The organism is Actinomyces urinae (assembly GCF_900119695.1).
Classification (GTDB): Bacteria; Actinomycetota; Actinomycetes; order Actinomycetales; family Actinomycetaceae; genus Gleimia; species Gleimia urinae.
The window spans coordinates 48,114-74,642 of record NZ_LT632545.1 but is presented as its reverse complement, the minus strand read 5'-3'; the positions used below and the strand labels follow the sequence as shown (position 1 = coordinate 74,642).

Below are 26,529 nucleotides of genomic sequence, written 5' to 3'. Positions count from 1 at the left end.
TAGAAGCCGTAAAATCAGGTGATCACGTCAACGCTGCCGGAACCCTCTTCAAGGCCCATCGTTTGTGCAATCTCATTCGCATGCTTCAAAAGGGCAGGCACTATCTCGGCCTCGGGCACGGTGTCAACCACCTGGCCCTTGATGAAAATCTGGCCCTTGCCGTTGCCAGACGCCACGCCAAGGTCAGCCTCGCGAGCCTCACCGGGACCATTCACAACGCAGCCCATTACCGCCACGCGCAAAGGAACCGTGAGGTCCTTCAGCCCCTCGTTTACTTCATTTGCGAGCGTGTAGACGTCCACCTGCGCGCGACCACAAGACGGACAAGAAACGATTTCGAGGGTACGTTCACGCAAGCCAAGGGACTGCAGAGTCTCGATACCGACCTTGACCTCCTCAACCGGAGGAGCGGACAGCGAAACGCGAATCGTATCGCCAATCCCCTGGCGCAAGAGCGCACCGAACGCCGTTGCGGACTTGATCGTTCCCTGGAACTCGGGCCCCGCCTCTGTCACACCAAGGTGTAGCGGCCAGTCACCACTTTCAGACAGGATCTCGTAAGCCCTGATCATCGTCACCGGATCGTGGTGCTTAACTGAAATCTTGAAGTCGTGGAAGTCGTGCTCCTCAAACAAAGACGCCTCCCACATCGCCGACTCCGCGAGGGCCTCCGGCGTTGCTTTTCCATACTTCTTTAGCAAGCGCGGATCGAGTGACCCTGCATTCACGCCAATGCGCAAAGACACCCCCGCGTCCGTCGCAGCCTTCGTGATGTCTTTAACCTGGTCATCAAACTTACGAATGTTGCCCGGGTTTACGCGTACCGCCGCACAACCCGCCTCGATCGCCTTGAACACGTAACGCGGCTGGAAGTGGATATCTGCGATAACGGGGATCGTGGACTGCTTCGCAATAATGGGCAACGCCTCCGCATCATCAGCCGATGGCACCGCGACGCGCACGATGTCACAACCGGCTGCGGTAAGCTCTGCAATCTGCTGCAAAGTTGCACCAATATCAGTGGTCTTCGTAGTGGTCATCGACTGCACCGAAATCGGTGAACCACCGCCCACTGGAACATCCCCCACGTGTATCAGACGCGTCTTCTTACGCGAAAACGGGGCTCCGTTCACCTTTGGCATTCCCAGGGCAATCTCGGTCACGATGACATCTCCCAAAAATCAGCGCCAGGCTGGTCCTGGCAAACTATTAACAGTTCCTAGACTAGGCTAATCGGCTTAATAATATCGGCTACAACGAGTAGCACCGTCATGGCCATCAGCAAAACAAAAATCACATACGACACCGGCACCATGCGGGCCGTATCCGCCGGCCCTGGATCCGGACGTCCCGTGACGCGGTTAAAAGTCCGGCGTAGGCCCTCCCAGAGAGCGCCTGCCACGTGTCCCCCATCAAGCGGCGGTAGCGGGATCAAGTTAAACACGAACAGTGCCATGTTCAATGACGCCCACAGCCTCAGCAAAAGCATTGCCCGGTCTGCAAGCCCCACGCCCTGCTCTGCGGAAACCTCACCTGCAATCCGGCCAACGCCCACCACTGACAGAACAGAATTCGGATCTCGAGGAGCATCCGTAAACAGCTGCACTCCGACGTCCCACACGGCGCGAGGCAAAACAGCCACGATAGAGGCCGTTCCCTTGAAGGTCTGCCACGTAATATCACCGACGTCGCCGAGGGTGCCACGCTCACGTTCCACCTTGGAAATGATGCCAGCAACCTTGCGCTCACCCACCTGAACCGGTGTCACATCAAACTCTTGCAACGCACCATCGCGTTCCACAACTACCTTTGCCGCGCCGTCCTGATGCTCAATAGCACTCACAACGTCAGCCCACGAACTTGCCTGCACCGACCCCCAAGATACGATCTTATCGCCGGCTCGCAAACCTGCCTCATACGCCGGAGACTTCGGATTCTCCTCAGTGCAAGTTTGCGAAGCAGTGCCAATACACTGGGGAACCTGGTCCAGCGTAGTTGTGGCCACATTAAAACCAAAACCAAGCACGATTACCGCAAAAAGAACCACTGCGAGTAACAGGTTAGTTACCGGCCCACCCAGCATTACTATGAGCTTCTTTGGGACCGACAGGTTGTAAAACGCTTGAGATTCACGTCCCTCAGGTAGCTCTTCTGCGGAGGACAAACGGGCCTCCTGCGCAAGAGTCATCTGCCCCTTCCGGTTGGTCAGCTTCACTCCCTCGCGCGCCGGAGCATACATTCCTGCCAAACGCACGTAGCCGCCAAGCAGAATCGCCTTCACGCCATATTCGGTGTCCCCTACCGGCTTCGAATACAGAGTTGGACCAAATCCCACCATGTACTGCGGCACGTAAACACCGAACTTTTTAGCTGGAATCATATGGCCAAGCTCGTGCAGGGCCACCGAGATCATCAGCGCCACAATCGCGAGCAAAATGCCGATCGCGTAACTCAAACGCGGCCTCCAATAAGTTCCTTCGTTTTTTCGCGCGCCCACGCCTCAGCGTTCAAAATGTCGTCAAGATCAGGCTCAGCAGTGCCCTCGTGTAACTCGGTTACCTTCGCAACCGTGTCCACGATGTCAAGATAAGGCAGATTACCGTGAATGAAAGCGTCCACACACACCTCGTTGGAAGCGTTCATGACGCTCGGATGAGTCGGCGAGGCGCTAACTGCGGCCCGAGCCAAGTTGAGCGCTGGGAAAGTATCGTTATCCACGGGTTCGAACGTCCAGCTCGCGCTCTCATCCCACCTCACCGGCTGCTGCACATGATCCAAACGCTGCGGCCACGAGAGGGACAGTGCAATCGGTAAACGCATATCAGGGGGCGAAGCCTGCGCAATCGTAGCTCCATCCTTAAACGTGACCATCGAATGCACGATGGATTGCGGGTGAACCACGGCCTTAATGTCGCCCGGATCGATATCAAACAGGACGTGCGCTTCGATAAGTTCCAGGCCCTTATTCATCAGTGTGGACGAATTGATCGTCACCACCGGTCCCATATCCCAAGTTGGGTGATTAAGAGCCTGCGCGGGGCTAACATTTTGCAAATCGGCGCGCTTCTTGCCGCGGAACGGGCCTCCCGACGCCGTGAGCACCAGGTGGTCTACCTCCGACCTCCCCGTAACAACCTCAGACGTGAGTCCCTTCTCGTGACGGCCCGGAACCAAACACTGGAAAATCGCAGAATGCTCCGAATCAACCGGGAGGAGCTGACCGGGCCTTTGCATAGCTGCCCGAACCAGGGCTGCGCCCACCACCAGCGACTCTTTGTTTGCCAGCGCCAAACGGGCACCCGAGCCAAGCGCTGCTAGCGTGGGTTGCAAGCCTACGCCGCCCGTCACGCCGTTCAGAACGATGCCGTCCTCATCAAGCATGCCCGCTGCGCTAACAATCGCGTCTGCGCCAACCCACAGCTCCGACTCAATGCCTCGCTGCCTCATAGCGCTAGCGATAGCGGCCTCATCCCCTGAAGCCACCGCGATTACACGAGGCTGAAACTCCTGGGCTTGCTTGAGCAACAGGTCAATATTAGACCCGCCCGCAGCCAGAGCCACGACCTCGGCAATCGAGGGATTCGCGCGCACAACATCAAGCGCCTGCGTTCCGATAGAACCCGTAGAACCAAGAAGTGAAAGAGGACGAGACATGACTACTCGATTGACAAGAGAATATCGATTGCGCGTGACAGGTACGCGTCCACGGGTCCTTCAAGATAAGCGTCCGCGCCCTTCGCGCTGGGGAACGTAACCTGGCGGATCTCATCTGCGGTGAGCTTTTCTTCATCATCAAAGAAGCGAGCAATTCGATCCAGGAATGCGTCCACCTCTTCAACCCGGTATCCGCGCTCCTTTGCCTCCGGATGCGCAAAACGGTTACCAAGAGGGCGAACCAAACGCGGGTACAGCGTTGTTGCACGGTCAGCCACGTGATCCAACCAGACGTCCTCGCCGTTAACCGCCACGTGATTCGCACGTTCGCTAGAGATAAAAGCCGACTCTAAACGATCCAGTGCCGCATCAACCACGGCCGGATCGTAGCCGCGCCTCTTCAAAGCGAACACCGTCCGACGGACCTGCTCGGATGTGATCCCCAAGCTTGGACGATCCCCCTCATAAACGGCGCGCGCCTGCTTGAAGAACGCATCTACCTCGTCCTTGTTATAACCCTTGCGGAAAAATCCCACTGTTGGGAAGAAGTTGCTCATTACTGACGCCCCTCTTTATTCTTCACCGAGGTAGCCAACTGGCCACAAGCCCCGTCAATATCTGATCCACGTGTATCACGAATGGTAGTTGCGATCCCGTTCTCACGCAGTGTTTCAACGAATTCCTTCATCACGTGCGGAGTTGAAGCAGTCCAAATTGAACCTGGCGTTGGATTTAGCGGGATCGGATTCACATGCGCCCAGCCGTGTCCGCGCTTATTCAACTCGTCCGCCAAGAGCTTCGCACGCCACGCGTGATCATTCATGTCTTTGATCAGCGCGTACTCGATCGACACGCGCCTGCCCGTCTTCACAAAGTAACGCCGTGCCGCATCCAGCAACTCGCCAACCTTCCAACGTGAGTTGATCGGAATCAGCGCATCGCGCAACTCGTCGTCTGGCGCATGCAACGAAATCGCGAGCGTCACGGGCAGCCCCAGCTGCGCAAGCTTATCGATTCCTGGTACCAAGCCAACCGTAGACACCGTTATTCCTCGTGCCGACATGCCGAACCCACGCGGCGGCTCATCCGTCATACGCCTGAGCGCCTGCACAATAGAACGATAGTTCGCGAGCGGCTCTCCCATACCCATAAACACCACATTCGACAAATGGGTTGGGCCGCCCTCCAGTTCTCCACTCTCACACGCCACGTGCGCCATCCGCACCTGCTCAATGATCTCCGCGGTGGAAAGGTTCCGCGTCAGCCCCATCTGACCGGTTGCACAAAACGGGCACGCCATACCGCAACCAGCCTGGCTCGAAATACAAAGCGTTGTGCGGCCCGGATAGCGCATGAGCACCGACTCTACCCGCGCCCCATCGTAAAGCTCCCACAGGTGCTTCAGCGTCATCCCGTCATCCGTTGCAAGAGTATGAACCTTCTTGATCAACCTCGGCATGAGCGACTGCTCAACCTGCTCCACCATGTTCTTTGGCAGGTCACTCATTAGTGCAGGATCTGCTATGTGACGCTGGAAGTAGTGGCGCGACAACTGATCCGCCCGGAACTTAGGTAATCCCTGCTCCACGAGGACCTGGCCACGCTCCTCGAAATCCAAATCCGCCAAATGCGCGGGCGGCTTACCCCGCCTGCGCGGAGCGAACGACAAGACCGGCTTCGCATCGGGAGTTTTCGCACCTTCTGGAGCCTGATCCGTCGGCATCACCTGGCGGCCCGAGCGCTTACTTGCTTCTACCAATGCAAAGCCACCTTCAAGAAAAAATAGACCACCGGAGCCGTCATTAGCAGCGAATCGAGCCTATCCATCAAACCACCGTGGCCCGGCAGCATGTTAGACATGTCTTTCAACCCAACATCACGCTTGATCAGCGACTCGATTAAATCACCAAACGTTCCTGCAACCGTGGTCAGTAACGCCAGTGGGATACCGAGCCACCAAGCCCCGCCGAGCCAAAACATTCCACCGATACCAGCAGCGATTGAAAACACGAGCGAACCAGCGAAGCCCTCCCAAGACTTCTTCGGCGAAATCCTCGGCGCCATCGGATGCTTGCCCCACATGATTCCAAATGCCCAACCGCCCGTATCGTTAGCCACGCACAGCAAAACCCATGTGATCACACCGGCCTGTGCGCCCGGAGAATCTAAAATCAACACCACGAACGACGCCAACAACGCCACGTAAATCAGCGCAAACGTCGTCACCATGATGTCAAGCACCGCCTGCGGACTCCGCCCATCCAGTAGCTTCCACACCGCCACGGCAAACACCGTTACCGTCAGCGCGCCCAGCACGGCCTCCAAACCCAAAAAATGGGCGCACACGACCATGCCAACGCCACCAACCCAGGCCAGCGGCAACACAATCTCGCGATTCTTCCGCGCAAAAGCTCCTGCCAGCTCCCACAGAGCCAACACCACAGCGGCGGACACCAGCACCACAAACGCCTCGTTCGAAACAAACAAGACCGCGAGGAACAGCGCCGCTAAACCAACCCCCACACCAACCGCGGCGGGAAGGTTACGTCCTGCCCGCCCCGACGACGGTAACGGCTTATGGTTTTCAGTTGGGCCCGGATGGGTAATACGTCTTAAATCCACAGACATCCTACTTACCGTATTAAACGGTCATCAGATCCTTTTCCTTGGCCTCCAACTCGCTATCAACAAGGGCCACGAACTTCTTCGTCAGATCCTCAAGCTGTTTCTCGCCGCGCTCAACCTCATCTTCGCCAGCTTCGCCATCCTTCTTAATCCGCTCAAGCTCTTCCTTCGCACGACGACGCTCATTACGAATCGAAATGCGGCCCTCCTCCGCGCGACTGCGAGTCTGCTTCACGTAATCGCGACGGCGCTCCTCAGTGAGCGCCGGCAACGTACAACGAATCAGATTGCCATCATCCGTTGGATTAATACCCAAATCTGCATCACGAATAGCCTGGATAATGGCCTGCACCGAACCGCGGTCATACGGGCTTACCAGCACCATACGAGCCTCCGGAATCTGCACCGAGGCAAGCTGCTGCAACGGCGTCATCGCACCATAGTAATCCACGAGAATGGAGTTAAACATCTCCGGATTAGCGCGGCCCGTACGGATATTACCGAAATCCTTCTTTATAGCTGAGACAGCACGCTCCATGCCATCTTCGGCCTCAAGTAGAGCATCTTCGATCATTTCTTAGTTCTCCTTCTCACAATCCTCATTAGTTACCAACGTACCGATCTTCTTCCCAAGCAGCGCGTCGGTAACGTTGCCCGGCTCATTCATGCCAAACACGCGCATGTTAAGACTGTTTTCCTGACACAGCGAGAACGCCGCCGCATCAACTACCTTCAACCCACGCGCAAGTGCGTCTGAATACGTCACATAATCAAGACGCTGTGCATCCGGCTCCACCCGAGGATCAGCAGTATAAATGCCATCCACGCCGTTCTTTGCCACCAACAGCTCCGAACAGCGCGTCTCCAGCGCCCTCTGCGCCGACACCGTGTCCGTTGAGAAATACGGCAAACCCGCACCCGCACCAAACACCACGACACGCCCCTTTTCCAGATGACGGATCGCACGCAGTGGAATGTAAGGCTCGGCAACCTGCCTCATCGAAATCGCGGACTGCACGCGTGTAGACACGCCCTGCTGCTCCAAGAAATCCTGAAGCGCAAGCGCATTCATCACCGTGCCGAGCATGCCCATGTAGTCAGCCCGAGCCCTATCCAGACCATGACGAGACAGCTCCGCACCCCGGAAGAAATTGCCGCCACCCACAACCACCGCAACCTGGACGCCCTCGCGAACCGCCTGCGCAATCTGTGCTGCAATCATGTTCACCACCGACGGGTCAAGACCGATCTCTCCGCCGCCGAAAACCTCGCCAGACAACTTCAAAAGAACGCGCCGACCGGCGCCAGACTGCTCAGCCATCAGCTGCAACCCCTCCACAAATAAATCCGCGGTGCACTAACTCAACACATAGTTTAACGGATATATGACCGTAGCCCCGCCCTTGCAAACAAGGGTCGGGGCTACAATCGGGGACTTACTAGGCACCCACGTGGAAACGAACGAAGTCCGTAACCTTAGCGCCGTGTTCCTTTAGAACGTCGCCAACCTTCTTCGAAGGATCGCGAGCGTAATCCTGATCAACAAGGCAGTTCTCCGCGTAGAACGCATTCAGACGGCCCTCAACGATCTTCGGAACGATGTGCTCGGGCTTACCCTCCTGAAGCGTGAGCTTCGTAAGAGTTTCCTTCTCCTTCTCGAGAACATCAGCCGGAACCGAGGTGCGATCCAGGTAGAGCGGGGAGAACGCAGCAATATGCATCGCGATGTCGCGAGCAACGTCAGCGCCAGCCGCATCAGTTGCTACCAGCACGCCAACCTGCGCCGGCAGGTCAGCCGACGAGTGGTGGAGGTACAGTTCAACGTTCTCGCCTTCCATGCGAGCAACCTTGCCAACCTCAATCTTTTCGCCAATAACAGCGCCAAGACCGTCAACCAGGTCCTTAACAGTGCCATCCTCAGCAGGCTGCTCAAGCAGATCCTGCGTGGACGTTGCGCCGCTCTTAACAGCCGCGGCCAAAACCTTCGAAGCGAAGTCAATGAACTTCTCGTTCTTCACCACGAAGTCGGTCTCAGCATTCGCCTCAACCATAACGCCGACCTTGCCATCAACGACCTCGCCAGCAATAAGGCCGGCAGCAGCCGTACGATCTTCACGCTTAGACAGCGACTTCAGACCAGCAAGACGAATGATCTCCATCGCCTTTTCCTTGTCGCCGTTGGCCTCGTCAAGCGCCTTCTTAACATCCATCATGCCCGCGCCGGTCTGCTCGCGCAGAGCCTTCACATCGGCAGCAGTGTAGTTCGCCATGAAAATCTTTCCTCTTCAAGTATTAGTGGAAAGGCTTACTCAGCCTTAGATTACTCAGCCTGAGGTGCCTGCTCTTCGGCAGCTACCTCAGCCTTCTCGGCCTCTTCAGCCTTATCGGCGTCTTCGGCCTTCTGCTCGCCTTCGGCGCTCTCAAGAAGCTCGCGCTCCCACTCGGCCATCGGCTCTGCACTGGCGTCCTCAGCGCCCGACTTCTGACGACGCTCCGAGCGAGCCATCAGGCCAGCCGCACAGGCGTCAGCGACCACGCGGGTCAAAAGCGCAACAGCGCGAATAGCATCATCGTTACCCGGGATGCCGTAATCGACCTCATCCGGATCACAGTTAGTATCAAGCACAGCCACAACCGGTATGTTCAGCTTGCGAGCCTCAGCAATCGCAAGGTGCTCCTTGTTGGTGTCAACAACCCAAATAGCCGAAGGAAGCTTAGCCATGTCACGAATACCACCCAGCGAACGCTGGAGCTTGTTCTTCTCGCGTTCCATCATGAGAAGTTCCTTCTTGGTGTGGCCCGAACCGGCAACATCCGCGAAATCGATCTCCTCAAGCTCCTTCATGCGCTGAAGACGCTTAGAAACCGTGGAGAAGTTCGTCAGCATACCACCCAGCCAACGATGGTTCACGTACGGCATACCAACGCGCTCAGCCTGCTCTTCAATAGCTTCCTGAGCCTGCTTCTTCGTGCCAACAAACAGAATGTTGCCACCGTGAGCAACCATTTCCTTCACGAACTCGTATGCCTTGTCGATGTCCTCGACGGTCTTCTGCAGGTCAATGATGTAGATGCCGTTACGCTCAGTCAGGATGAAGCGCTTCATCTTCGGATTCCAGCGACGGGTCTGGTGACCAAAGTGGACACCACTTTCCAGAAGCTGACGCATGGTTACAACAGCCATGTCTCTTCCTCTCGGTGCAAAGCACCATTCACGAGCGGCGCTAGCCACTCAAAATTACAGTTACTGCCCTAAGGCCCTGGCGTCCACGAGCCAACACCCCGAAGGGACCGAAGCTGGCCGCGCCGCTTACGCGGATTTGGACGCGCGATAGTCACCTGCAAGCAGGTGCCGCGTCGATTCTAGCTAAAATCTGGGCGTTTAGGAACTTCGAAGACTCCTTTTACGCCCACATGTTTCACGGCTCACACAACGCGCCCCCATACGTGTTTCCACAGGGAGTACAAACCCGGCGTATCCACAATCTTTTTGCTTCGAAATCGCTGCCGCTAACCGTTGTTCGTAGCCTACCCTGCATGGAGTTAGCGCATCGGTTCATGGCTCTGCTGACTGTGCTTGGGGTTGGCAGTGCACTACTTGGCCTGAGTGGCATGCCCGCCCGGGGTGATGTGTTCGTTGGGGATGTTAGTTCCTCTGTTCGGGTGGGCGGCACGCAGTCTCAGACCGTGGGTGGCGCGGATTCTCGGACTAATGGCGTGTCCGAAGCCTCGCTTAGCCCCACTCTTTCCCCCTCGCATATTGGATACGACCCCTCCACGGTGCTCTCCTGGCAAATGCCGGTAGCACCTCCCATACCTGTCGGGCGCCTATTCGACCCGCCGAATAGTCCCTGGGCGTCGGGACATCGCGGGGTGGACATCTGCCCTGGTGTGGGAGCCGCGATTCACGCTCCTGCCGAAGGCACAGTGGTTTACGCCGGAGAATTCTTCAACCGGAACGTGGTTTCCATCAGACATGCAAACGGAGTGCGCTCCACGTTTGAGCCCGTCGCTCCTGCAGTCGCGAAAAACTCCTTTGTGCACGCCGGCGACGTGGTTGGTCACCTAGAAGCCGGTCACGATTCAGATTGTCTGCACTGGGGCGCCAAGGTTAGCAAATACCTGTACTTAAACCCCCTCGCCCTCATCTTGGGAGAGCCCATACTGAAGCCCTTGGACGGATAACTAGCGGCGCCATTGGCTATCGATCATGCAGCCACTCAGGCTCGGGGATGAGCCTGGTTCATGATCGCACTCAAACGGCGCGCATCCACATGCGTGTATCGCTGCGTAGTTTGTAGCGACGAGTGCCCCAGTAAATCCTGCACCGCACGCAGATCAGCGCCACCTTCCAACATGTGAGTTGCCGCGCTATGACGCAGACCATGTGGGGAAATCACCGGAACACCGGCACTGGCGCACGCGGACTCCAGGCGTCCTCGGACAATACGTTGACTAACGCGCCCACCGCGAGCGCCTAAAAACAACGCTTGCTCGCCGCTATCGATAACGAGGGCGGGGCGGCCCGTCGCAATCCAAACACGCAGCGCATCATGAGCTGGCTTGCCGTACGGCACCACGCGCTCCTTGTTGCCCTTGCCCAGCACTCTCAAAGTGCGTTCCGCAGCGTTCAAGTGAGACAGGTTTAGGCCGGTCAGTTCCGCAACGCGAATACCGCACGAATACATGACCTCAACCATGGCCCAGTCGCGGATAGCGCACGGATCACCATCTTCTGCTTGCTGGCGCAAATAGTTAAACAAAGACCGAGCCTGATCGACCGTTAGCGTCTGCGGGAGCGTTTCATCCACTCGCGCCGCCCTCAACTTCAAAGTTGGATCAACCTGAGCGATTCCCTCACGCTTCATCCACCGCCCAAACAAGCGAACACTTGCCACGTACCGCGCTACAGACGCCCTCGAACCACCCTCGCGAACCTTAGTTGCAACCCACGCGCGAAACGCCCGCGGCGTCAGTTCAGCCGAATCAAACGGCCTCTCACCCAGGCAAAAATCAAGAGCAGAGGACACATCGCTCATGTACGCGCGCACCGAATGGTCTGCCATGCCTCGACTATGCGCCATATAGCGCTCAAACCTGGACAGAACATCGAGCGTTGACTCGTGCAACTCCATGTTCCTCCCAAATCTATGCACCAACTACAACCACTGGTGGCACAACTTTAGTCCTGCCTGGCGCGCCACCTGTGTGCGCTACCTGCAACGCGCGAACATGTCACCCTCACACGTAACCAGCTTCTTCAACAGTAGTGTAGTCATCCCCTGCTCCACCTCGTCCACGCCCAAGCCAGCGGCTCGAGCTACCCAACGAACCGTTGCAGATCCCTTCGCTGGAAGCGCGTCGAAAATGCGCTGCACATCAACATCTAGGCGCGGCTTCTTCCCCTCGGGCATATCAAATAAGAAATCACATATGCCTGACATCAACTCCAATATGTCCTCAACCCCAGTTACCAAAGTCACGCCCTCACGGATCGCCTCATTGCAACCCGCCGACATCTGCGACGACACCGAACCAGGGAAAGCCCCCACGGGCCTGCCCATCTCCCGAGCACGCCGAATCGTTACCAAAGCCCCTGACCGCGCCGACGCTTCCACCACCACGCTCGCCTGCGATAACGCCGCAATCAACCTGTTCCGACTCAAAAAACGCCACCGCGCAGGCCGCCAATCCGGCGGGCACTCAGCCACAATCGCACCCGACATCTCGATCTGCTCAAACAGGCCCTCATGGGAAGCCGGGTAAAGGTACGACACTCCTCCGGCCATCACCGCCACCGTCTGCCCCACCTTCAACGCGCCCACGTGAGCAGCCGCATCAATACCAAACGCTCCACCCGACACCACGCACACACCCTTGCGAGCAAGGTCAAACGCGACATCACGCGCAACCGAGTTACCGTGCGAACTCGACGCCCGCGCCCCCACAATCGCTACCCGCGGCATCGCCTTCAGCTCCCCACGCATCCAAAGCGCAGCCGGAGCCTCCAACCCCAGATCATTCAGCCCCGCGGGCCAAGCAGGATGCTCCGGCCAGAGCACCGTCCCGTCCACCCGAGCCAACGCATCCAAATCGCGCTGCACATCCAGATCCTCCACGCGGGGCAGCCACCTCTTCAGTGCCTTCACCCACGGGCGTTCGCGGCCCTCCTCGTCGAATAAGATCTGCGGCGAGAGCTTCTCTACGTCAGGTTGGGTTAGTAGCCACTCCAGCGCCGCGGCGCTACCCATCTGCTCGCGCAATGCCCCCGCAGCCACGTCGCCCGGCTCCACGATGGCACTCCAAGCACACGCAACCTCTTTCTCACTAGCCAAATCAGGAATTCGCATCATCAACCCCATTTCTAAACTTCAACGAACTAACGAGCTCCGACAGCCCCACTCGGCGCGCGCCGCGCACATCCGCGATCGTCAGAGCCAGACGCAACACTCGATCCGCACCGCGCAAGCTCAAAGTGCCGTCCTCAATCGCGCGCTCCACACCCCTATACACCGACGGTTCAATCCCGTACTTAGGGTCATGAAGCAGTCGCGACGGAACATGCGCATTCATAGTCCAAGGCGTGCCGCGCCACCGCTCGCGTGCCCGCTCACGTGCTTGCACCACGAGCTTGCGCGCATCCGCAGACGTATACGCCGGTGGATCCGACAACTCAGCTGGAGACGGAGTCATCATCGGGATCTGAATATCCATCCGATCCAGCAACGGACCCGACAACCGGCTCATGTAGCGGCGACGCTGCAACGACGAGCACATGCACGACTTACGCCGGCTAATCGCATGCCCACAAGGACACGGATTAGAAGCTAGAACCAACTGGAATCGGGCGGGATATTCCACGTGATGGCGCGCCCTATGCAAGTTCACAACACCCGACTCCAAGGGCTGGCGCATCGCATCCAACACCTGGGGCGAAAACTCCGCTGCCTCATCCAGCACCAAAACACCCGCGTGCGCCCGCGAAATCGCTCCCGGCCGCGGAACCCCAGTTCCTCCACCAATAATCGCCGCCATCGTCGCACTGTGATGCGGAGTTTCGATTGGCGGAGTCCTCATCAACCCACGCGACGGATCGAACGTGCCGCAAATCGAATGGATCGCAGTCGCCTCAATCGCATCCTCATCATCGAGGGGCGGCAAAATAGTGGGCAGACGTTTAGCAAGCATTGTCTTGCCCGCGCCCGGCTCTCCCACCAACAGCAAGTGGTGACCGCCGGCCGCAGCCAACACCAGCCCCTCCGCCGCGAACGCCTGGCCGCGCACATCAGCTAAATCAACCTCATCATGCGCATGCGTAACCTCCGGCTGCACAGTTGGGGCTTCGCGCGCAGAAAGAGCCGGCAATCCCTCAGGCAAACGGCCTCCGAAATGAGCAACAAGATCACGCAAATGAGCGAAACCAAGGACCTCCACTCCGGGCAGTAGCCGCGCTTCCGCGAGCGAATCCTCCGCCACCACAATCTGCGCCATCCCCTCACGGCGCGCCCCAACCACCGCCGGTAGCACTCCCCGTATCGGACGTAGCGAACCATCCAAACCGAGCTCCGCCATAAACACCGCGCCATCAACGGCCCTAGGCGAAACCACTCCTCGCGCAGCCAACAGACCCACCGCTATCGCTAAATCAAATGCAGATCCAGCCTTCGGAATCCCTGCCGGCGACAGATTCACCGTCACCCGATGTTCAAACCAATCAACACCGCACGACTGGAGGGCCGCCCGCACACGATCGCGCGATTCCCGCACCGACGCATCCGGCATACCCACCAAGTTGAACGACACAAGGCCCGAACCCACGTGCGTCTCAACCGCAATAATGTGCGCCGTAATACCTGACCACGCAACCGCGTGCGTGCGCACCAAAATAGGCCTCATAACACTCCTTTCCGGTGCTCAATATCAGCCAAACTTCCCCTCACCTTCACAACCACCGCATCCATGCACACGGAGCCGCTCTGCGCATGTTCCGACAACCAAACAGCTGCCCCGCGGCGCAAAAACCGCATCTTCTGTTCCGTAATCGACTCCCATGCAGTTGCCGCTCCTCGAACCGAGCGAGTCTTTACCTCCACAAACACGATTCCCCGCTTCGGATCACGCGCCACAATGTCGAGCTCCGCGCCCCGTCTCCTGTAATTCCTGTCCAAAATCTGCCAGCCCAAGCCGGTGAGGTATTCCGCCACCAAATCCTCACCAACCTGGCCCAACCTATGTGTCCTACCCATCAACACCTCCCGCGCACCATCCTGTTGCCTCGAGCAAATAAGCTCGCCACTAACCGGGTGCAGGTGTGGACAGCCAGGGGAACAGTAGCGCTGGGGAAAAGCCGGGTGGGCAGGTTCCTCGGTTGCTGCGGGGGATGACGGGCCGGCCCAAACCACGACCGTGAGGGGAAGTGGCAGAATACGGGCCTCTTTTGGCCACTTCCTGTCGCAATGCCGACGCGGCACAACGCAAACACCACTACTGTGAGGGGAACTGACTATAACTGCTACCTAAATGGACACTTTGGGTCTGAATCGCTGTTTCATCACCAGGCAAGAACACAACCGTGAGGGGAAGCGGCAATAACAGCTGCCCAAACCGACGCTTCCCCTCACAAAACCGAGTACGCATCAGGCCTCGAATACGAATGAGACCTAAAACGGCACAAAGCGCCCCTTATTCGGGCATTTTGGGTCGGAATCGATAACTAGCCCGCAACAGTTATCGCAACCGTGAGGGGAAATGGCCAGAACAGCGTACTCATTCGGCACTTTGGGTCTGAATCGCGGTTTCGTTGCCAGGCCAGAACACAACCGTGAGGAAAACTGCCAAAAGAGCTGCCTAATTCGACCCTTTAGATCTGAGATGCGGATACAGCCGTTTAGGTCGGGAATACGGATATGGGAGTTTGTGTCGGAAAGTCGGATTCGGTAACTGGGCCAGAAATGCAGGAAGGGCAGTTTGGGTCGGGAATGTAGGGAGGGCAATTTGGGTCTGACACATTCAAGGGCCGGACGTAGCGCTACACGTAGTCAGGTCATAGCGCTACATCGAGTCAGACCAAAGCTCCTCACCTAGGCAGGTCAAAAGGTCACGCCCAAAAGAGGCACAAAAACGGCGTGCCCAGAAAGGGGAAGCACGCCGTCCTCAAGAATTCACATAGCTCTCAGGAATTCACACCGTCCTTGCGGACTATGGGAGCTCTAGCTCTGACTTCGAGAGCTCTTCAATATTCACATCCTTAAACGTCAGCACACGCACAGACTTCACAAAGCGCGACGAACGGTAAATGTCCCAAACCCACGCGTCCTCAAGCCGCAGCTCAAAAAACACGTCATTGCCCACCGGATGCACCTGCAAATCCACCTGATTACACAAGTAAAAACGGCGCTCCGACTCAACCACATACTTAAACAAGCTGATCACGTCGCGATACTCGCGGAACAGATCCAGCTCCAAGTTGTTCTCGTAATTCTCAATCTCAGGATTCATCCCCCAAGCCCCTTCTTGCCCGCACTAATCCTTCAAAAGCCGCCACGACTGCCGGTGGTAAGCGCTCACGCCAATCTTAGCCAATGCCTCCCGATGCGCCGCCGACGCATAACCCTTATTCGCCGACCAACCATACCCAGGATCCGGTAAAGACACCATCAAATGGTCACGCACAACCTTCGCCACAATCGAGGCCGCCGCCACCACCGAACACGACGCATCGGCCTTTACCAAGGTCTGCACCCTAGGCTCGCCCACAGCAACAAACGCGTCCCGGCCCTCACAGGCGCCAAACAAATCCTCCGTTGGAGTCAGCCAATCATGTGACCCATCCAACAGCACCACGTCCGGTCGCACACCGGCAGAGGCCAACGTCATCAAGGCGCGGAGCCCGGCCCTCCTCAATGCCCCAGTAATGCCCAACTCGTCGACCTCAGCAGCCGATGCCATCCCCACAGCAGTGGGCCACGCCCACCTTGCCGCCTCCAAAACCAGGCGCTCCCGAGCGGTCGGCGACAAAAACTTCGAATCTGCCAAAGCAGCATCCGGCTCAACTCCAGGAGAAACCGCAACTCCCACCGCAACCGGACCTGCTAGAGCTCCGCGACCAACCTCGTCCATGCCAACAACGGTGCCAAACCGGGACAAATCACGCTCAACATGCGTGCTTGCAAGCTTCAAGTCTGCTCACCGCACGTTCTCGAAAGGCGCATTATCCGTCGGATTCGACCAATGACCCAAAGGCCAGCTAACCCAAAACACCTTGCCCACCACATCATTCACATCAACAAAAGCAAGATCTGGGATAGTCATGTGCGCGCGCGAATCCGCAGAATTATTGCGATTATCACCCATCACCCAGAGGTGTCCCTGCGGAACCGTCACGCTAAATGGCTGGACGGAATTATCCGAACCCGCCTTCAAATACGGCTCCGAGATAGCCTGGCCATTTACCAGCAGACGGCCGCCGTCATCACAGCACTCAACCGTGTCTCCGCCCAAGCCGATCACGCGCTTCACCAGATGCTGATCGCCCGAGGCCGGCCGCAAACCCGTATATACCAGTGCTTTCTCAATCGCCCCGGATACTCCTCCTGGATCTGCGACGGGCGGGAGCCACTCGTTGGCATCTCGGAAAACCACCACGTCACCACGCTCAAGCTCGAACGCACCCGGCGTAAGCCTAGACACGAGGACGTTATCGCCAATCTGTAGCGTATCCTCCATTGAACTGGACGGGATCCAAAAAGCCTGTACCAAAAAAACTCGCAATAACGAGGACAAGATCACCGCAAGAACAAGGATTAACAGTACCTCGCCCACACGTCCCCGCACAGTAGGCTTCTTGGCAGACTTACCCTGATTCTCTGAATCCGGATGCGCATGACGAGGCAGATATGCAGCCTCCGATTCAGGAGAGCGCTCCTCGCGCCGGACGATCGCATCAAAGTCCTGCATAACTCTCCTAAATCTCAGACCATTCCCAATGCATTAGCTTAAAACATCCAGCCCAATGTGCCTACACCAAACGCTCACGTACGCGAAGGCCCTATAAAAGTCATGCCCCGGCAGATGCCGGGGCATGCACAAGCACTAGAATTAGTTAGCGCGCTTCTCACGGACCTTAGCGGCCTTGCCGTGACGGTCACGCAGGTAGTACAGCTTAGCGCGACGAACGCGACCAACAGTCACAACCTCAATGGACTCAATGGTCGGAGCGTGCAACGGGAACGTACGCTCAACGCCAACACCGAACGAAATCTTACGAACGGTGAAGGTCTCACGAATTCCCTCGCCCTGACGAGCAATGACAATACCCTGGAAAACCTGGATACGAGTACGGTTACCTTCCGTAACCTTTACGTTCACCTTGACGGTGTCGCCGGCCTTGAATTCCGGAATATCGCTACGTAGCGAAGGCTCGTCAACGAAATCTAGCTTCTGCATGTTAATCTCCCGATCAAAACTGCCGCAGGTCAGACCTGATCATATAGCGGCTTAGCCGCCGACTACATTTGCGGAATCTGGCTTCGGTGTCCCCCTGCGGCAGGTTTCACCGCCATTTTCCAACCGCTCCATTGTGCCATATAACGATCACGCAGTCGACACTGTATCCCCCTGGAAACCTCCGGTAGTTACCAACCTCACGGCTCCAGATAATCGCGCGGAGTACCAAGGCGTCGGAGAAAGACGCTCCTAACAGGGTGCTGACACCGCCACGAGACTTTACACAGGTCGGGTCATGACCACGTCAACGTTACGGATATCCCCGACCATGAACACGCGCTTACCCGAGGTCACGAATCCGTGCCTGCGGTAGAAGCTCCGCGCCCGCTTGTTCTCTTTAGCCGTGCCCAACACGAACTCAGTGCCCTTTACAAGCGGCTTCGCATCCTCAATCGCGGCCTCAAAAATCCCGCCTGCAAGCCCCGAGCCCCTCCACTTCTGCGTCACGTAAAGCTTCGAAATATAAGTGGGTGCAGCCTCTATCTGGTGGGCGGGAATATCACTTGGATAGTGGTCTTCCTCGTACATGATGACCAGGGTGTACGCTTCTATCCGCCCGTCGATCACAGCCACCAGAACACGACAATTTGGGTCCGCGAGCCACGAGGCAACGACCTCACTCGATAGATTATTCGCGATGTGCTCAGCCTGAGCCTGCTCAGTAACGTATGCCGGGCACGCATCCGGGAACGTGGCGGCCGCAACCTGCGCGATCTCATCAGCCTCCGCAGCCGTGGCGGGGCGAATCGTCACCCTCTGCCAAACTGAACCGTCACGCGGCGCGATCCACCCAAACCGCGTCAGAACCTCCCGGTCTTCCAGCGAAAGGGTTTGCGGATTCGTTTGATCGATTAGGTCGGGCCGCACCCGCGCTGTCTTAGCGAGGGATTTCCCCCTCCTCCACGACTCGATTTGCGCATGGTTACCACCCATCAGCACGTCCGGAACCTCGAGTCCACGCCACTCTTGTGGCCGGGTATAAGAGGGATATTCGAGGACATTACCTTCGAACGACTCCTCGTCCAAAGACGCTGGATTACCCATGAACCCATCGAGTAGGCGCGCTACCGCCTCCACGAGCACGATCGCGGCCACCTCGCCACCATTCAACACGTAATCGCCAATGGAGTACTCAAACACCTCCACGCCTGGCGTGCCGGCGTAATAATCGACGACGCGCTGATCAATACCTTCATAACGACCACAGGCAACCACAATCTGATCGGCGGCGCACAGGCTCTCCACATCACGCTGTGTCAAAGGTTTTCCCGAGGGAGTCGGAACTGCCAAAACGCGGTGAGCTACGCGCGGGTTATCCTTACTGCCAGTCGCGCCAGCAGAACTATCTAGAAGCGAATCGCCACCGGCACCTTCTGCGCGGATCCGGAGGATTTCATCAAGCGCCTTCCCCCAAATATCGGCGCGCATCACCATGCCCGCGCCTCCGCCATACGGCGAATCGTCAACCGTGCGATGGCGATCCTGCGTCCAATCTCGCAAATCGTGAGCAACAATCTGTACCGCACCCGAATCCTTCGCTTTGCCCATCAGTGACAGATCTAGCGCATCAAAGAACTGCGGGAAAATAGAAACCAAATCAAACCGCACGGTGCTCACTCCTCATCATCAAAGAGGCCGCCCGGCGGATCAACCACGATAGTACCCTCGTCAAGCAGTACCTCAGGCACGATCTGCTTCACAAATGGCACCAAAACCTCGTGGCCGTCGTAATCCACCACCAGCAGGTCCTGCGCGGCGCCGGGTACAAAGCGAGAGACAACACCACGAGGCTCTCCCTCAACCGTGCGCACCTTCAAACCCGTCAGTTCGTGCGGATACCAAGCGTCGTCCTCGTCCAGCGCCTCGTCAGCGTCAATCAACAATAGAGCTCCACGAAGCGCTTCCGCGTCGGTCCTGTCGCGCACCTCTTCAAATTTGACCAGCATCCGCCCCTTGTGAACGCGAATCGACTCCACCGTTAGAACCCCGTGCGAGGCCACGTCAAACCGTGCGCCTTCAAATAAGCGCTCCTGCGGAGAATCCGTACGCACGTCCAGCGCAACCTCTCCCTTAAGAGCGTGCGCCGGCCCTACAACCGCAACCAAAAGTTCCATGAACACCCACCGCTTCAGCTCAAAATATGACTTGGGGCGGTGTGGACAAGCGCCACACCGCCCCAAAATCGAAATAACTAATCCCGATCAGCATCTATGACATCAACCCGGACCGGGCCCCTAGTAGACAGAGCCGACATGACCGCACGAAGCGCGCGAGCTGTCCGCCCATTTCTACCAATGACGCGACCCAGATCATCCGGATTAACGCGAACCTCTAAAAGTTGTCCGCGTCGCATAGACCTCGAGCTCACCTCGACATCATCGGGATTATCAACAATCCCACTGACAAGATGTTCTAGGGCATCAGCTAGCATTAGGCTTCCTCTGCCTCAGCGTCGGCTTCAGCTTCAGCCGGGGCCTCTTCCGCAGCTTCTGCTGCAGCTGCCTCAGCGGCTGTTTCTTCCTCAGCCTTCTTAGCAGCAGCGGCCTCAGCCTCTGCCTTCTGCTTGGCTTCAGCAATAGCTGCCTTACGCTTGATCGCTTCTTCCTCCGCAGCCTTAATAGCCTTCGCGGCGGCCTCTTCATCCGCAGAAGCGTACTTCACGCGCGAAACCGGGTTCTTAACACCCTTATGCGCAGCGAGGTCACCGGTCAAACGGAGCAGGTTGCGAACCTGGTTGGACGGCTGAGCACCGACACCGAGCCAGTACTGAGCACGCTCGCCCTTAATCGAAATGTGCGACGGGGTACGCGTCGGATCGTAGGTACCGATCTCTTCAATCACGCGACCATCGCGCTTCTTGCGCTGGTCAACGACAACTACACGGTAGAACGGTGCGTGGACCTTGCCCATGCGCTTTAGTCGAATACGAACTGCCACTTTAGTGGTCACTCCTTGATTTATTGGGGTGGACTCAAACCGCCATCGGGGGTTACACAAACAGTGGTTAGAATCCTGGACGCGAAGAACTACGGTAGAGAGGGGTCCGCAGACTTCGAGTACAACGCTCCATTGTGCCAGAAAATGAGCCAAAAAGGGAACTGTATTCGGGCTAAGTAAGCAGGATTTATCGTGCGATTGGTCACGGCACTCCCTCGCAAGCTACGTCGCAATGCGTCACGGAGGGAACTCTTCGCAAAATAGTGAGAGCATGGGAACGAGCGAAAGGACATCATGAGCACTGAGCAATACCGGCTGGACAATCCGCCAAGAGTCGTCGGCCTAGACCCCGAAACTACTCGAAGCCTGCAGCGGGCGGATCTAACCCACGAACTCGCACTCATGTGTCGAGCTGCAGCGACCGCGGTGGGGCCCTACCTACTAGCTTCAAGGGTAAAACTCGACGCTGCCACCACCGAAACCAAAGCTAACTTTCACGATCCGGTCACACCCTATGACAAAGCTGCCGAGACTGCGATCAGCGCCCTCCTGGGTAGTTTCATTCCCGGCTCGCTAAAACTTGGTGAAGAGCACGGCGAAGAAATCCTGCCCGGAGGCGCCCCCACCGACTTCCCCGATGAGATCCCAATCGCAGAACCCGATTTTCACGTGGACGCCCGCTCCCTAGCCTCGCGCGTGAAATGGATAGTTGATCCCATTGATGGCACCGCGAACTTCGCCGCTGGATTCCCCTACTTTGGCACATCCGTCGCAGCCTCCCTCGATGGCGAGATCGTGGCCGGAGCCATTACCGTCCCCTACAACAATGAAGTGTTCTGGGCCGATGAAACCGAAGGTTGGATTGAACGCGGAGATGACTTCTACGCACTAAAGTCAGGCAACATTCAAGGCAGCAAGACTATTACAGCTGAGAGCGAAGCGCTGCTCCTCACCTACTTCCCCACCGTATCTGAGGTGAAACAGTTCCCGGACCTAGCCGCTAAAGGACTCACTGACCTACTATCCACCTTCCGCGCCATGCGCCGCCCGGGAGCGTGCGCCCTTGACCTCGCTCAAGTTGCCGCTGGTCGCGCAGGAGCCGTCTTCGCCACGCGAATCAAACCGTGGGACATTGCCGCAGGTGTCCATCTGGTGCGAGTCAGTGGCGGACACGTGGACCAACGTGACCTCGGAAACGAAGGAACGGGCACCCAACCAGCCATTGCCGCTACGTCCGCAGGACTCAAATCGGAGATGCTCGCAAGCCTACTGGATCAAGTGCAAAGCCAGTATTAGAGGCCCTCGACGCGCTCTAGGCCTCGATAAAACACATGTGTTGGTAGTTGCAAGACCTCAATGTTTTGACGCGGGTCAGCATCAAACATAACGAGGTCGGCATCGGCGCCCTCATGCAGACCAGCCGCGCCGAGATACTCGCGAGCCTTCCAGGTTGCTAAATCGACAATTTGTGACGGGGCAAGGCCCATCGAGCGCCACATCGCAACCTCTTTTGCCACCTGGCCGTGCTCCTGGTATCCACCCGCATCTGTGCCCGGAAGTAACTGCACTCCAGCGTCGATGAGACTCCCGAGAGTAGCCTCATGGCGCTCCCACAAATCCGTCATGGTTTGCGCGTATACCGGGTATTTCTTGCTCCCTGCTCGCGCGAACTGCGGGAATAGCGCCACCTGCATCAGCGTGGGCGTAACCGCGATTCCCATCCGGGAGGCCTCCCGCGCATGATCCGGCCTCATTCCAGTGCCATGTTCAATACAGTCCACCCCGGCTTCGAGGAGGCCATCAATTGCCTTTTCACTAAACGAATGGGCCGTAACCCGCGCTCCGGCCTCGTGTGCGGCAATCACGCCTTCCTTTAGCGCTTGCGTATCCCATAACGGATCTAGATCTGAGTCCGCCCCATTTGATCGGTCAATCCAGTCGGCAACTACTTTCACCCAGCCAGTACCCGTCCGCGCCTGGCCCTCCATGACGGATGGCAGTTGCGCATCCGAGGTCTCAATCGCATAACCGCGAATGTAACGCTTGTGCTTAGCAATATGCCTGCCGGCCCGCAAGATGGTGAGAGTGTCGAGCCGCTCATTGATCCACGAGTTGTCACCAATCACTCCGCAATCGCGCACCAGGAGCACGCCCGCATCACGGTTGGCTTGAGCCTGGGCAAGCATTTGCTCGCCCGTGGTCTGCCCCTGCGGGCCTATCCCAATATGACAGTGAACATCCACGAGGCCGGGAGTTACCCATACGTCGTCAAAATCATTAGCCATGCCCGCTCGGCTGGCCTGATCACCTAGGCGGTAAATCTTCCCGCTCCGTACCTCAAACGTGCCGCTGACCCATTCGTGAGGGCCAACGGTTGAACTCGCTTCACGTGCGATACCCGAGGAATCTCCGGATGTAAGGGAAAACTCCCCGAGCTTCGGGGAGCTTTGCCAAAGCACGTGGCCGGAAAACCTCATTAGCCGCCAAATCCGCCCAGCATGCGCTTAACGTCATCCGGCAGATCATCCATTGTGGGGCGAGGTGCCTCCTGCTGCACGCCAAACGCAGACCCCTGACGCTGTTCCTTTGGAAGCATCGCCTTCAGTTCCTGCTGGCGACGCTTCGCGGGATTGCCCGATACGCCAGACTTCGAGCGCTTCTTAGCCTTCTTTGGCTGACGTGCGCCGGCTCGCTTGCCCGCACCCGGCAGGTTCCCCATACCTGGGAAGCCACCCATACCGGGCATTCCGCCGCCCGACCCCATGCGTTTCATCATTTCGCGTGCGGCCTCAAAGCGCTTAACCAACGAGTTGACTTCCGCAACTGTAGTACCCGAACCAGCCGCAATACGGCGCCTGCGAGAACCATCGAGCACCTTGACGTTGTTACGCTCAGCAGGCGTCATCGACCTCACTATCGCTTCGATGCGCGACACTTCCCGCTCGTCGAAGTTCTCCAGTTGCTGACGCATCTGGCCCGCTCCCGGCATCATTCCAAGGAGCTTCTTCATCGAACCGAGTTTGCGCACCTGCTGCAACTGGTTCAAGAAATCATCCAGCGTCAACTCACCCGACATTGCCTTGGCAGCAACGTCCTCGGCCTCACGCTGGTCGATCTTCTTCTCAGCCTGCTCGATAAGGGTGAGAATGTCACCCATATCGAGGATTCGCCCGGCCATGCGGTCAGGATGGAAACGCTCGAAGTCCTCCAACCCCTCGCCGGTGGAGGCGAACAGGATCGGCTGGCCGGTAACTCCGCGTACCGACAGCGCCGCGCCACCACGCGCATCGCCATCAAGCTTGGACAGAACGACACCCGTAAATCCAACACCGTCACGGAACGCAACCGAGGTTTGTACCGCATCTTGACCGACCATGGCATCTAGGACAAACAGGATCTCGTGGGGATTCACGGCATCCCGAATATCGCGCGCCTGCTGCATCATCTCTTCGTCAACGCCCAGGCGGCCCGCCGTATCGACGATTACGAGGTCGAATCCGTTCTCAATCGCATAGTTCAGACCCGAACGCGCAACGTGCACAGGATTGCCCACACCATTACCCGGCTCTGGGGCCCACACTTCAACACCGGCACGCTTACCAATAACCTCAAGCTGGGTGACAGCGTTTGGACGCTGCAAGTCCGAGGCTACGAGGAGGACGCGTTTGCCTTCCTCCTTCATCCAGTGGCCTAGCTTGCCAGCCAGCGTAGTTTTACCAGCGCCCTGCAAACCAGCGAGCATGAACACCGTGGGGCCGCGTTGCGCGAAGTGAAGCTCACGCGTTTCGCCACCCAATACCTCCACAAGCTGGTCGTGTACAACGCGCACAACCTGCTGGCCCGGATTCAGCCCCTTCGTCACGGTGATGCCGCGAGCTTCCTCGCGAACCTTCTTAGTGAACTCGCGAACTACGGGTAGCGCGACGTCCGCGTCAAGAAGGGCACGGCGGATCTCAGATGCGGTTGCATCAATATCCGCATCGGTGATCACACCTTTGCCGCGGAGTTTGCGGAAGGAATCTGTTAGACGATCAGAGAGGTTTTGAAACACGTTTTTGATCCTGTTTTCGAAAAGTTACTGCATCCTACCTTAACCGATTAGGAGCTTAGCCAACGATTGCGTCCACGAAGTCTTCGGGGCTGAACGGAGCCAGATCGTCCGCCCCCTCGCCCAAGCCCACAAGCTTCACTGGCACTCCAAGCGTCTTCTGCACCGACACGACAATGCCGCCCTTGGCTGATCCGTCCAGTTTGGTAAGAACCACGCCGCTCACGTCAACAACTTGGGCGAAAATTTCCGCCTGGCGCAAACCATTCTGCCCAGTTGTAGCGTCTAGAACCAGAAGCGTTTCAGCAATTGGTCCCTGCTTCTCCATGACGCGCTTCACCTTGCCAAGCTCGTCCATCAACGTGGACTTATTTTGCAAGCGCCCCGCGGTATCCACCAAAACCACGTCCACCGCGTCCTCACGTCCGGTTTTGATCGCCTCAAATGCAACCGAGGAGGGATCGGCGCCTTCAAGTTCAGAGCGAACGGTCCCCACGCCCACGCGCTCGCCCCAAGTGGTGAGCTGTTCGGCAGCCGCTGCACGGAAGGTGTCGGCCGCACCGAGGAGGACTGACTTGTCCTCCGCAACGAGGAGGCGGGCCAGCTTACCCACGGTTGTGGTTTTTCCTGTGCCATTAACACCAACCACGAGCACCACGGCCGGGTGCGTACCAGTCTCGGTCTGAACGGGCGCGAGATTCAAAGAGCGGTCCATGTCCGGATCCACCGCGGCAAGAAGCTCCTCGCGCAGTAGCTTGCGCACGCGCTCGGGATCCGACGTGTCCTCGACCTTCACCTTTTGGCGCAGGCCCGCCATGATCTGATCCGTGGTGTCGAGGCCGAGATCAGCCATGAGGAGAGTGTCTTCAAGTTCCTCCCAGTCTTCCTCGGATAAATCGCCGCGCGAAAGAATGCCGAGGAGGGCAGAACCGATGCGGCCCGAACCGGCAAGGCGCGAACGCAGGCGATGCATGCGGCTGGGGGCTGACTCAGGCTGATCGAGTTCTTCGGCTGGAGCAGGCTCTTGTTCCAAAGTGGAGGCGGCAACATCGGGTTCACTTTCAACAGGCTCTGACTCGGCCGGAGTTCCTGGCCTTGCGGAGACCTCACTTTCAGCCTGCTTAGCTTCAACCTGCTCAGTTTCGGCTTCGGGCTTTGCCTCGATCTGCGGCTTGCGCGGCGCTGGTGGCAGTTCTTTATTACGCGAACGGGAGACCGTTACTGCGCCACCAACAACCAGCAGTCCAACGAGGATCCACACGAGATACAGGTTGGATCCGAGAAAATCTAAAAATGCGTCCATGCATTAATGATTACGCACCGGAGCGCCGTTGACCAATAATAAGCGCCACAAAATACCGTAGTGGCCACGTAAAAGTGATCTAGTCGTCAGAGGAAGTGGGCCTCTGTTCAAGGCTTGGCAGTTCCTCGGCCCGCAGGTAGGCGGATCCCTCGCGCCCCTCTTTCTTAATCACCGCTTCAAGCGAGGACTTACGCGGCGTCACAGGATCCGGCTTTTGTCCTTCAATATCTGCCTGTTTCCACTCATTCGTCGTCTTTTCGAGGTGGACCTGCCAGTCTGAAACTGACCTACGGGTAACCAGAAGTACCACAAGGACGCCCACCGCGAGCGCAAGAATCACGGTCAGCGTGACGAAAATGAAGAAGGCTGGTTGTAGCACTCTTCTAGGGTGCCAGATCCGCGCAGATACGCAATAGAAAACACGGCTGATTACGCAGTTGTGACCAACACACTACCG

28 protein-coding genes are annotated in these 26,529 nt (G+C 57.6%); 2 read left to right on the top strand and 26 right to left on the bottom strand.

Annotated features, from left to right (window positions below; all coding sequences use genetic code 11):
* Positions 1-14: 14 nt before the first annotated feature.
* The 10 genes from ispG to rpsB form a co-directional block, all read right to left on the bottom strand.
* Complete coding sequence (gene ispG, locus BQ7114_RS00340) at positions 15-1,142, bottom strand: flavodoxin-dependent (E)-4-hydroxy-3-methylbut-2-enyl-diphosphate synthase (RefSeq protein ID WP_072340510.1); 1,128 nt, start codon at positions 1,140-1,142, stop codon at positions 15-17.
* A 77-nt stretch (positions 1,143-1,219) separates the two neighbouring features.
* Positions 1,220-2,455, bottom strand: a complete 1,236-nt coding sequence (locus BQ7114_RS00335) for a M50 family metallopeptidase (protein ID WP_083431667.1) — start codon at positions 2,453-2,455, stop codon at positions 1,220-1,222.
* The gene (dxr, locus tag BQ7114_RS00330) at positions 2,452-3,654 is read right to left on the bottom strand and encodes a 1-deoxy-D-xylulose-5-phosphate reductoisomerase (RefSeq protein ID WP_072340404.1); all 1,203 of its coding nucleotides are present in this window, start codon (positions 3,652-3,654) and stop codon (positions 2,452-2,454) included. Before dxr ends, BQ7114_RS00335 begins: the two co-directional genes overlap by 4 nt.
* Positions 3,655-3,656: 2 nt before the next feature.
* Positions 3,657-4,211 carry a DivIVA domain-containing protein gene (locus BQ7114_RS00325; protein WP_072340401.1) on the bottom strand — a complete coding sequence of 185 codons (555 nt, stop codon included), beginning with the start codon at positions 4,209-4,211 and terminating at the stop codon, positions 3,657-3,659.
* Positions 4,211-5,377, bottom strand: coding sequence for a dual-specificity RNA methyltransferase RlmN (rlmN, locus tag BQ7114_RS00320; protein WP_072340504.1), 1,167 nt, complete (start codon positions 5,375-5,377; stop codon positions 4,211-4,213). Before rlmN ends, BQ7114_RS00325 begins: the two co-directional genes overlap by 1 nt.
* Before the next feature lie 29 nt (positions 5,378-5,406).
* The gene (locus BQ7114_RS00315; RefSeq protein ID WP_072340398.1) at positions 5,407-6,282 is read right to left on the bottom strand and encodes a phosphatidate cytidylyltransferase; all 876 of its coding nucleotides are present in this window, start codon (positions 6,280-6,282) and stop codon (positions 5,407-5,409) included.
* A gap of 13 nt (positions 6,283-6,295) precedes the next feature.
* A complete protein-coding gene (gene frr / locus BQ7114_RS00310; RefSeq protein ID WP_072340393.1) occupies positions 6,296-6,853 on the bottom strand; it encodes a ribosome recycling factor in 558 nt (185 codons plus the stop codon).
* Between the two features lie 3 nt (positions 6,854-6,856).
* Positions 6,857-7,600 (bottom strand): UMP kinase, encoded by a 744-nt coding sequence (gene pyrH / locus BQ7114_RS00305; protein WP_072340389.1) that lies wholly within the window; start codon positions 7,598-7,600, stop codon positions 6,857-6,859.
* Positions 7,601-7,718: 118 nt separating this feature from the next.
* Positions 7,719-8,549 carry a translation elongation factor Ts gene (tsf, locus tag BQ7114_RS00300; protein WP_072340386.1) on the bottom strand — a complete coding sequence of 277 codons (831 nt, stop codon included), beginning with the start codon at positions 8,547-8,549 and terminating at the stop codon, positions 7,719-7,721.
* A 50-nt stretch (positions 8,550-8,599) separates the two neighbouring features.
* The gene (rpsB, locus tag BQ7114_RS00295) at positions 8,600-9,463 is read right to left on the bottom strand and encodes a 30S ribosomal protein S2 (RefSeq protein ID WP_072340384.1); all 864 of its coding nucleotides are present in this window, start codon (positions 9,461-9,463) and stop codon (positions 8,600-8,602) included.
* Positions 9,464-9,816: 353 nt separating this feature from the next.
* On the opposite strand from rpsB, the gene BQ7114_RS00290 reads away from it, so the two are divergent.
* On the top strand, positions 9,817-10,464 hold the full coding sequence (locus BQ7114_RS00290) for a M23 family metallopeptidase (protein ID WP_230205918.1): 648 nt from the start codon (positions 9,817-9,819) through the stop codon (positions 10,462-10,464).
* Positions 10,465-10,499: 35 nt separating this feature from the next.
* Here the strand turns inward: BQ7114_RS00290 and BQ7114_RS00285 are convergent, their stop codons facing one another.
* The 12 genes from BQ7114_RS00285 to rpsP form a co-directional block, all read right to left on the bottom strand.
* Positions 10,500-11,414, bottom strand: a complete 915-nt coding sequence (locus BQ7114_RS00285; RefSeq protein WP_072340381.1) for a tyrosine recombinase XerC — start codon at positions 11,412-11,414, stop codon at positions 10,500-10,502.
* A 78-nt stretch (positions 11,415-11,492) separates the two neighbouring features.
* On the bottom strand, positions 11,493-12,632 hold the full coding sequence (gene dprA, locus BQ7114_RS00280; RefSeq protein WP_230205917.1) for a DNA-processing protein DprA: 1,140 nt from the start codon (positions 12,630-12,632) through the stop codon (positions 11,493-11,495).
* Positions 12,616-14,175 (bottom strand): YifB family Mg chelatase-like AAA ATPase, encoded by a 1,560-nt coding sequence (locus tag BQ7114_RS00275; protein WP_072340378.1) that lies wholly within the window; start codon positions 14,173-14,175, stop codon positions 12,616-12,618. Before BQ7114_RS00275 ends, dprA begins: the two co-directional genes overlap by 17 nt.
* Positions 14,172-14,525 carry a YraN family protein gene (locus tag BQ7114_RS00270; RefSeq protein ID WP_072340375.1) on the bottom strand — a complete coding sequence of 118 codons (354 nt, stop codon included), beginning with the start codon at positions 14,523-14,525 and terminating at the stop codon, positions 14,172-14,174. The genes BQ7114_RS00275 and BQ7114_RS00270 overlap by 4 nt, the downstream gene beginning before the upstream one ends.
* Positions 14,526-15,477: 952 nt before the next feature.
* On the bottom strand, positions 15,478-15,777 hold the full coding sequence (locus BQ7114_RS00265) for a DUF2469 domain-containing protein (RefSeq protein ID WP_034510720.1): 300 nt from the start codon (positions 15,775-15,777) through the stop codon (positions 15,478-15,480).
* Positions 15,778-15,801: 24 nt separating this feature from the next.
* Positions 15,802-16,458 carry a ribonuclease HII gene (locus BQ7114_RS00260; protein ID WP_143236752.1) on the bottom strand — a complete coding sequence of 219 codons (657 nt, stop codon included), beginning with the start codon at positions 16,456-16,458 and terminating at the stop codon, positions 15,802-15,804.
* Positions 16,459-16,464: 6 nt separating this feature from the next.
* The gene (lepB, locus tag BQ7114_RS00255) at positions 16,465-17,235 is read right to left on the bottom strand and encodes a signal peptidase I (RefSeq protein ID WP_072340372.1); all 771 of its coding nucleotides are present in this window, start codon (positions 17,233-17,235) and stop codon (positions 16,465-16,467) included.
* 141 nt (positions 17,236-17,376) lie between these two features.
* Complete coding sequence (gene rplS, locus BQ7114_RS00250) at positions 17,377-17,724, bottom strand: 50S ribosomal protein L19 (protein WP_034510726.1); 348 nt, start codon at positions 17,722-17,724, stop codon at positions 17,377-17,379.
* Positions 17,725-18,003: 279 nt separating this feature from the next.
* Entirely contained in the window at positions 18,004-19,392 is a 1,389-nt protein-coding gene (gene trmD / locus BQ7114_RS00245) for a tRNA (guanosine(37)-N1)-methyltransferase TrmD (RefSeq protein WP_072340492.1), read from the bottom strand.
* A gap of 5 nt (positions 19,393-19,397) precedes the next feature.
* Positions 19,398-19,898, bottom strand: coding sequence for a ribosome maturation factor RimM (rimM, locus tag BQ7114_RS00240; protein ID WP_072340369.1), 501 nt, complete (start codon positions 19,896-19,898; stop codon positions 19,398-19,400).
* A gap of 77 nt (positions 19,899-19,975) precedes the next feature.
* A complete protein-coding gene (locus BQ7114_RS00235; RefSeq protein WP_072340367.1) occupies positions 19,976-20,215 on the bottom strand; it encodes an RNA-binding protein in 240 nt (79 codons plus the stop codon).
* A complete protein-coding gene (rpsP, locus tag BQ7114_RS00230) occupies positions 20,215-20,721 on the bottom strand; it encodes a 30S ribosomal protein S16 (protein ID WP_072340365.1) in 507 nt (168 codons plus the stop codon). The genes BQ7114_RS00235 and rpsP overlap by 1 nt, the downstream gene beginning before the upstream one ends.
* A gap of 294 nt (positions 20,722-21,015) precedes the next feature.
* Here rpsP and BQ7114_RS00225 point away from each other — a divergent pair, with 294 nt between their 5' ends.
* The gene (locus BQ7114_RS00225) at positions 21,016-22,017 is read left to right on the top strand and encodes an inositol monophosphatase family protein (protein ID WP_072340363.1); all 1,002 of its coding nucleotides are present in this window, start codon (positions 21,016-21,018) and stop codon (positions 22,015-22,017) included.
* On the opposite strand, the gene BQ7114_RS00220 is transcribed toward BQ7114_RS00225, so the two are convergent.
* The 4 genes from BQ7114_RS00220 to BQ7114_RS00205 form a co-directional block, all read right to left on the bottom strand.
* Positions 22,014-23,198, bottom strand: a complete 1,185-nt coding sequence (locus tag BQ7114_RS00220; RefSeq protein WP_072340361.1) for an amidohydrolase family protein — start codon at positions 23,196-23,198, stop codon at positions 22,014-22,016. The two genes, BQ7114_RS00225 and BQ7114_RS00220, sit on opposite strands and share 4 nt — an antisense overlap.
* Positions 23,198-24,772, bottom strand: a complete 1,575-nt coding sequence (gene ffh / locus BQ7114_RS00215; protein WP_072340359.1) for a signal recognition particle protein — start codon at positions 24,770-24,772, stop codon at positions 23,198-23,200. Before ffh ends, BQ7114_RS00220 begins: the two co-directional genes overlap by 1 nt.
* A gap of 55 nt (positions 24,773-24,827) precedes the next feature.
* Entirely contained in the window at positions 24,828-26,072 is a 1,245-nt protein-coding gene (ftsY, locus tag BQ7114_RS00210; RefSeq protein WP_072340356.1) for a signal recognition particle-docking protein FtsY, read from the bottom strand.
* Positions 26,073-26,151: 79 nt separating this feature from the next.
* Positions 26,152-26,451, bottom strand: coding sequence for a hypothetical protein (locus tag BQ7114_RS00205; protein ID WP_072340353.1), 300 nt, complete (start codon positions 26,449-26,451; stop codon positions 26,152-26,154).
* Positions 26,452-26,529 lie beyond the last annotated feature (78 nt).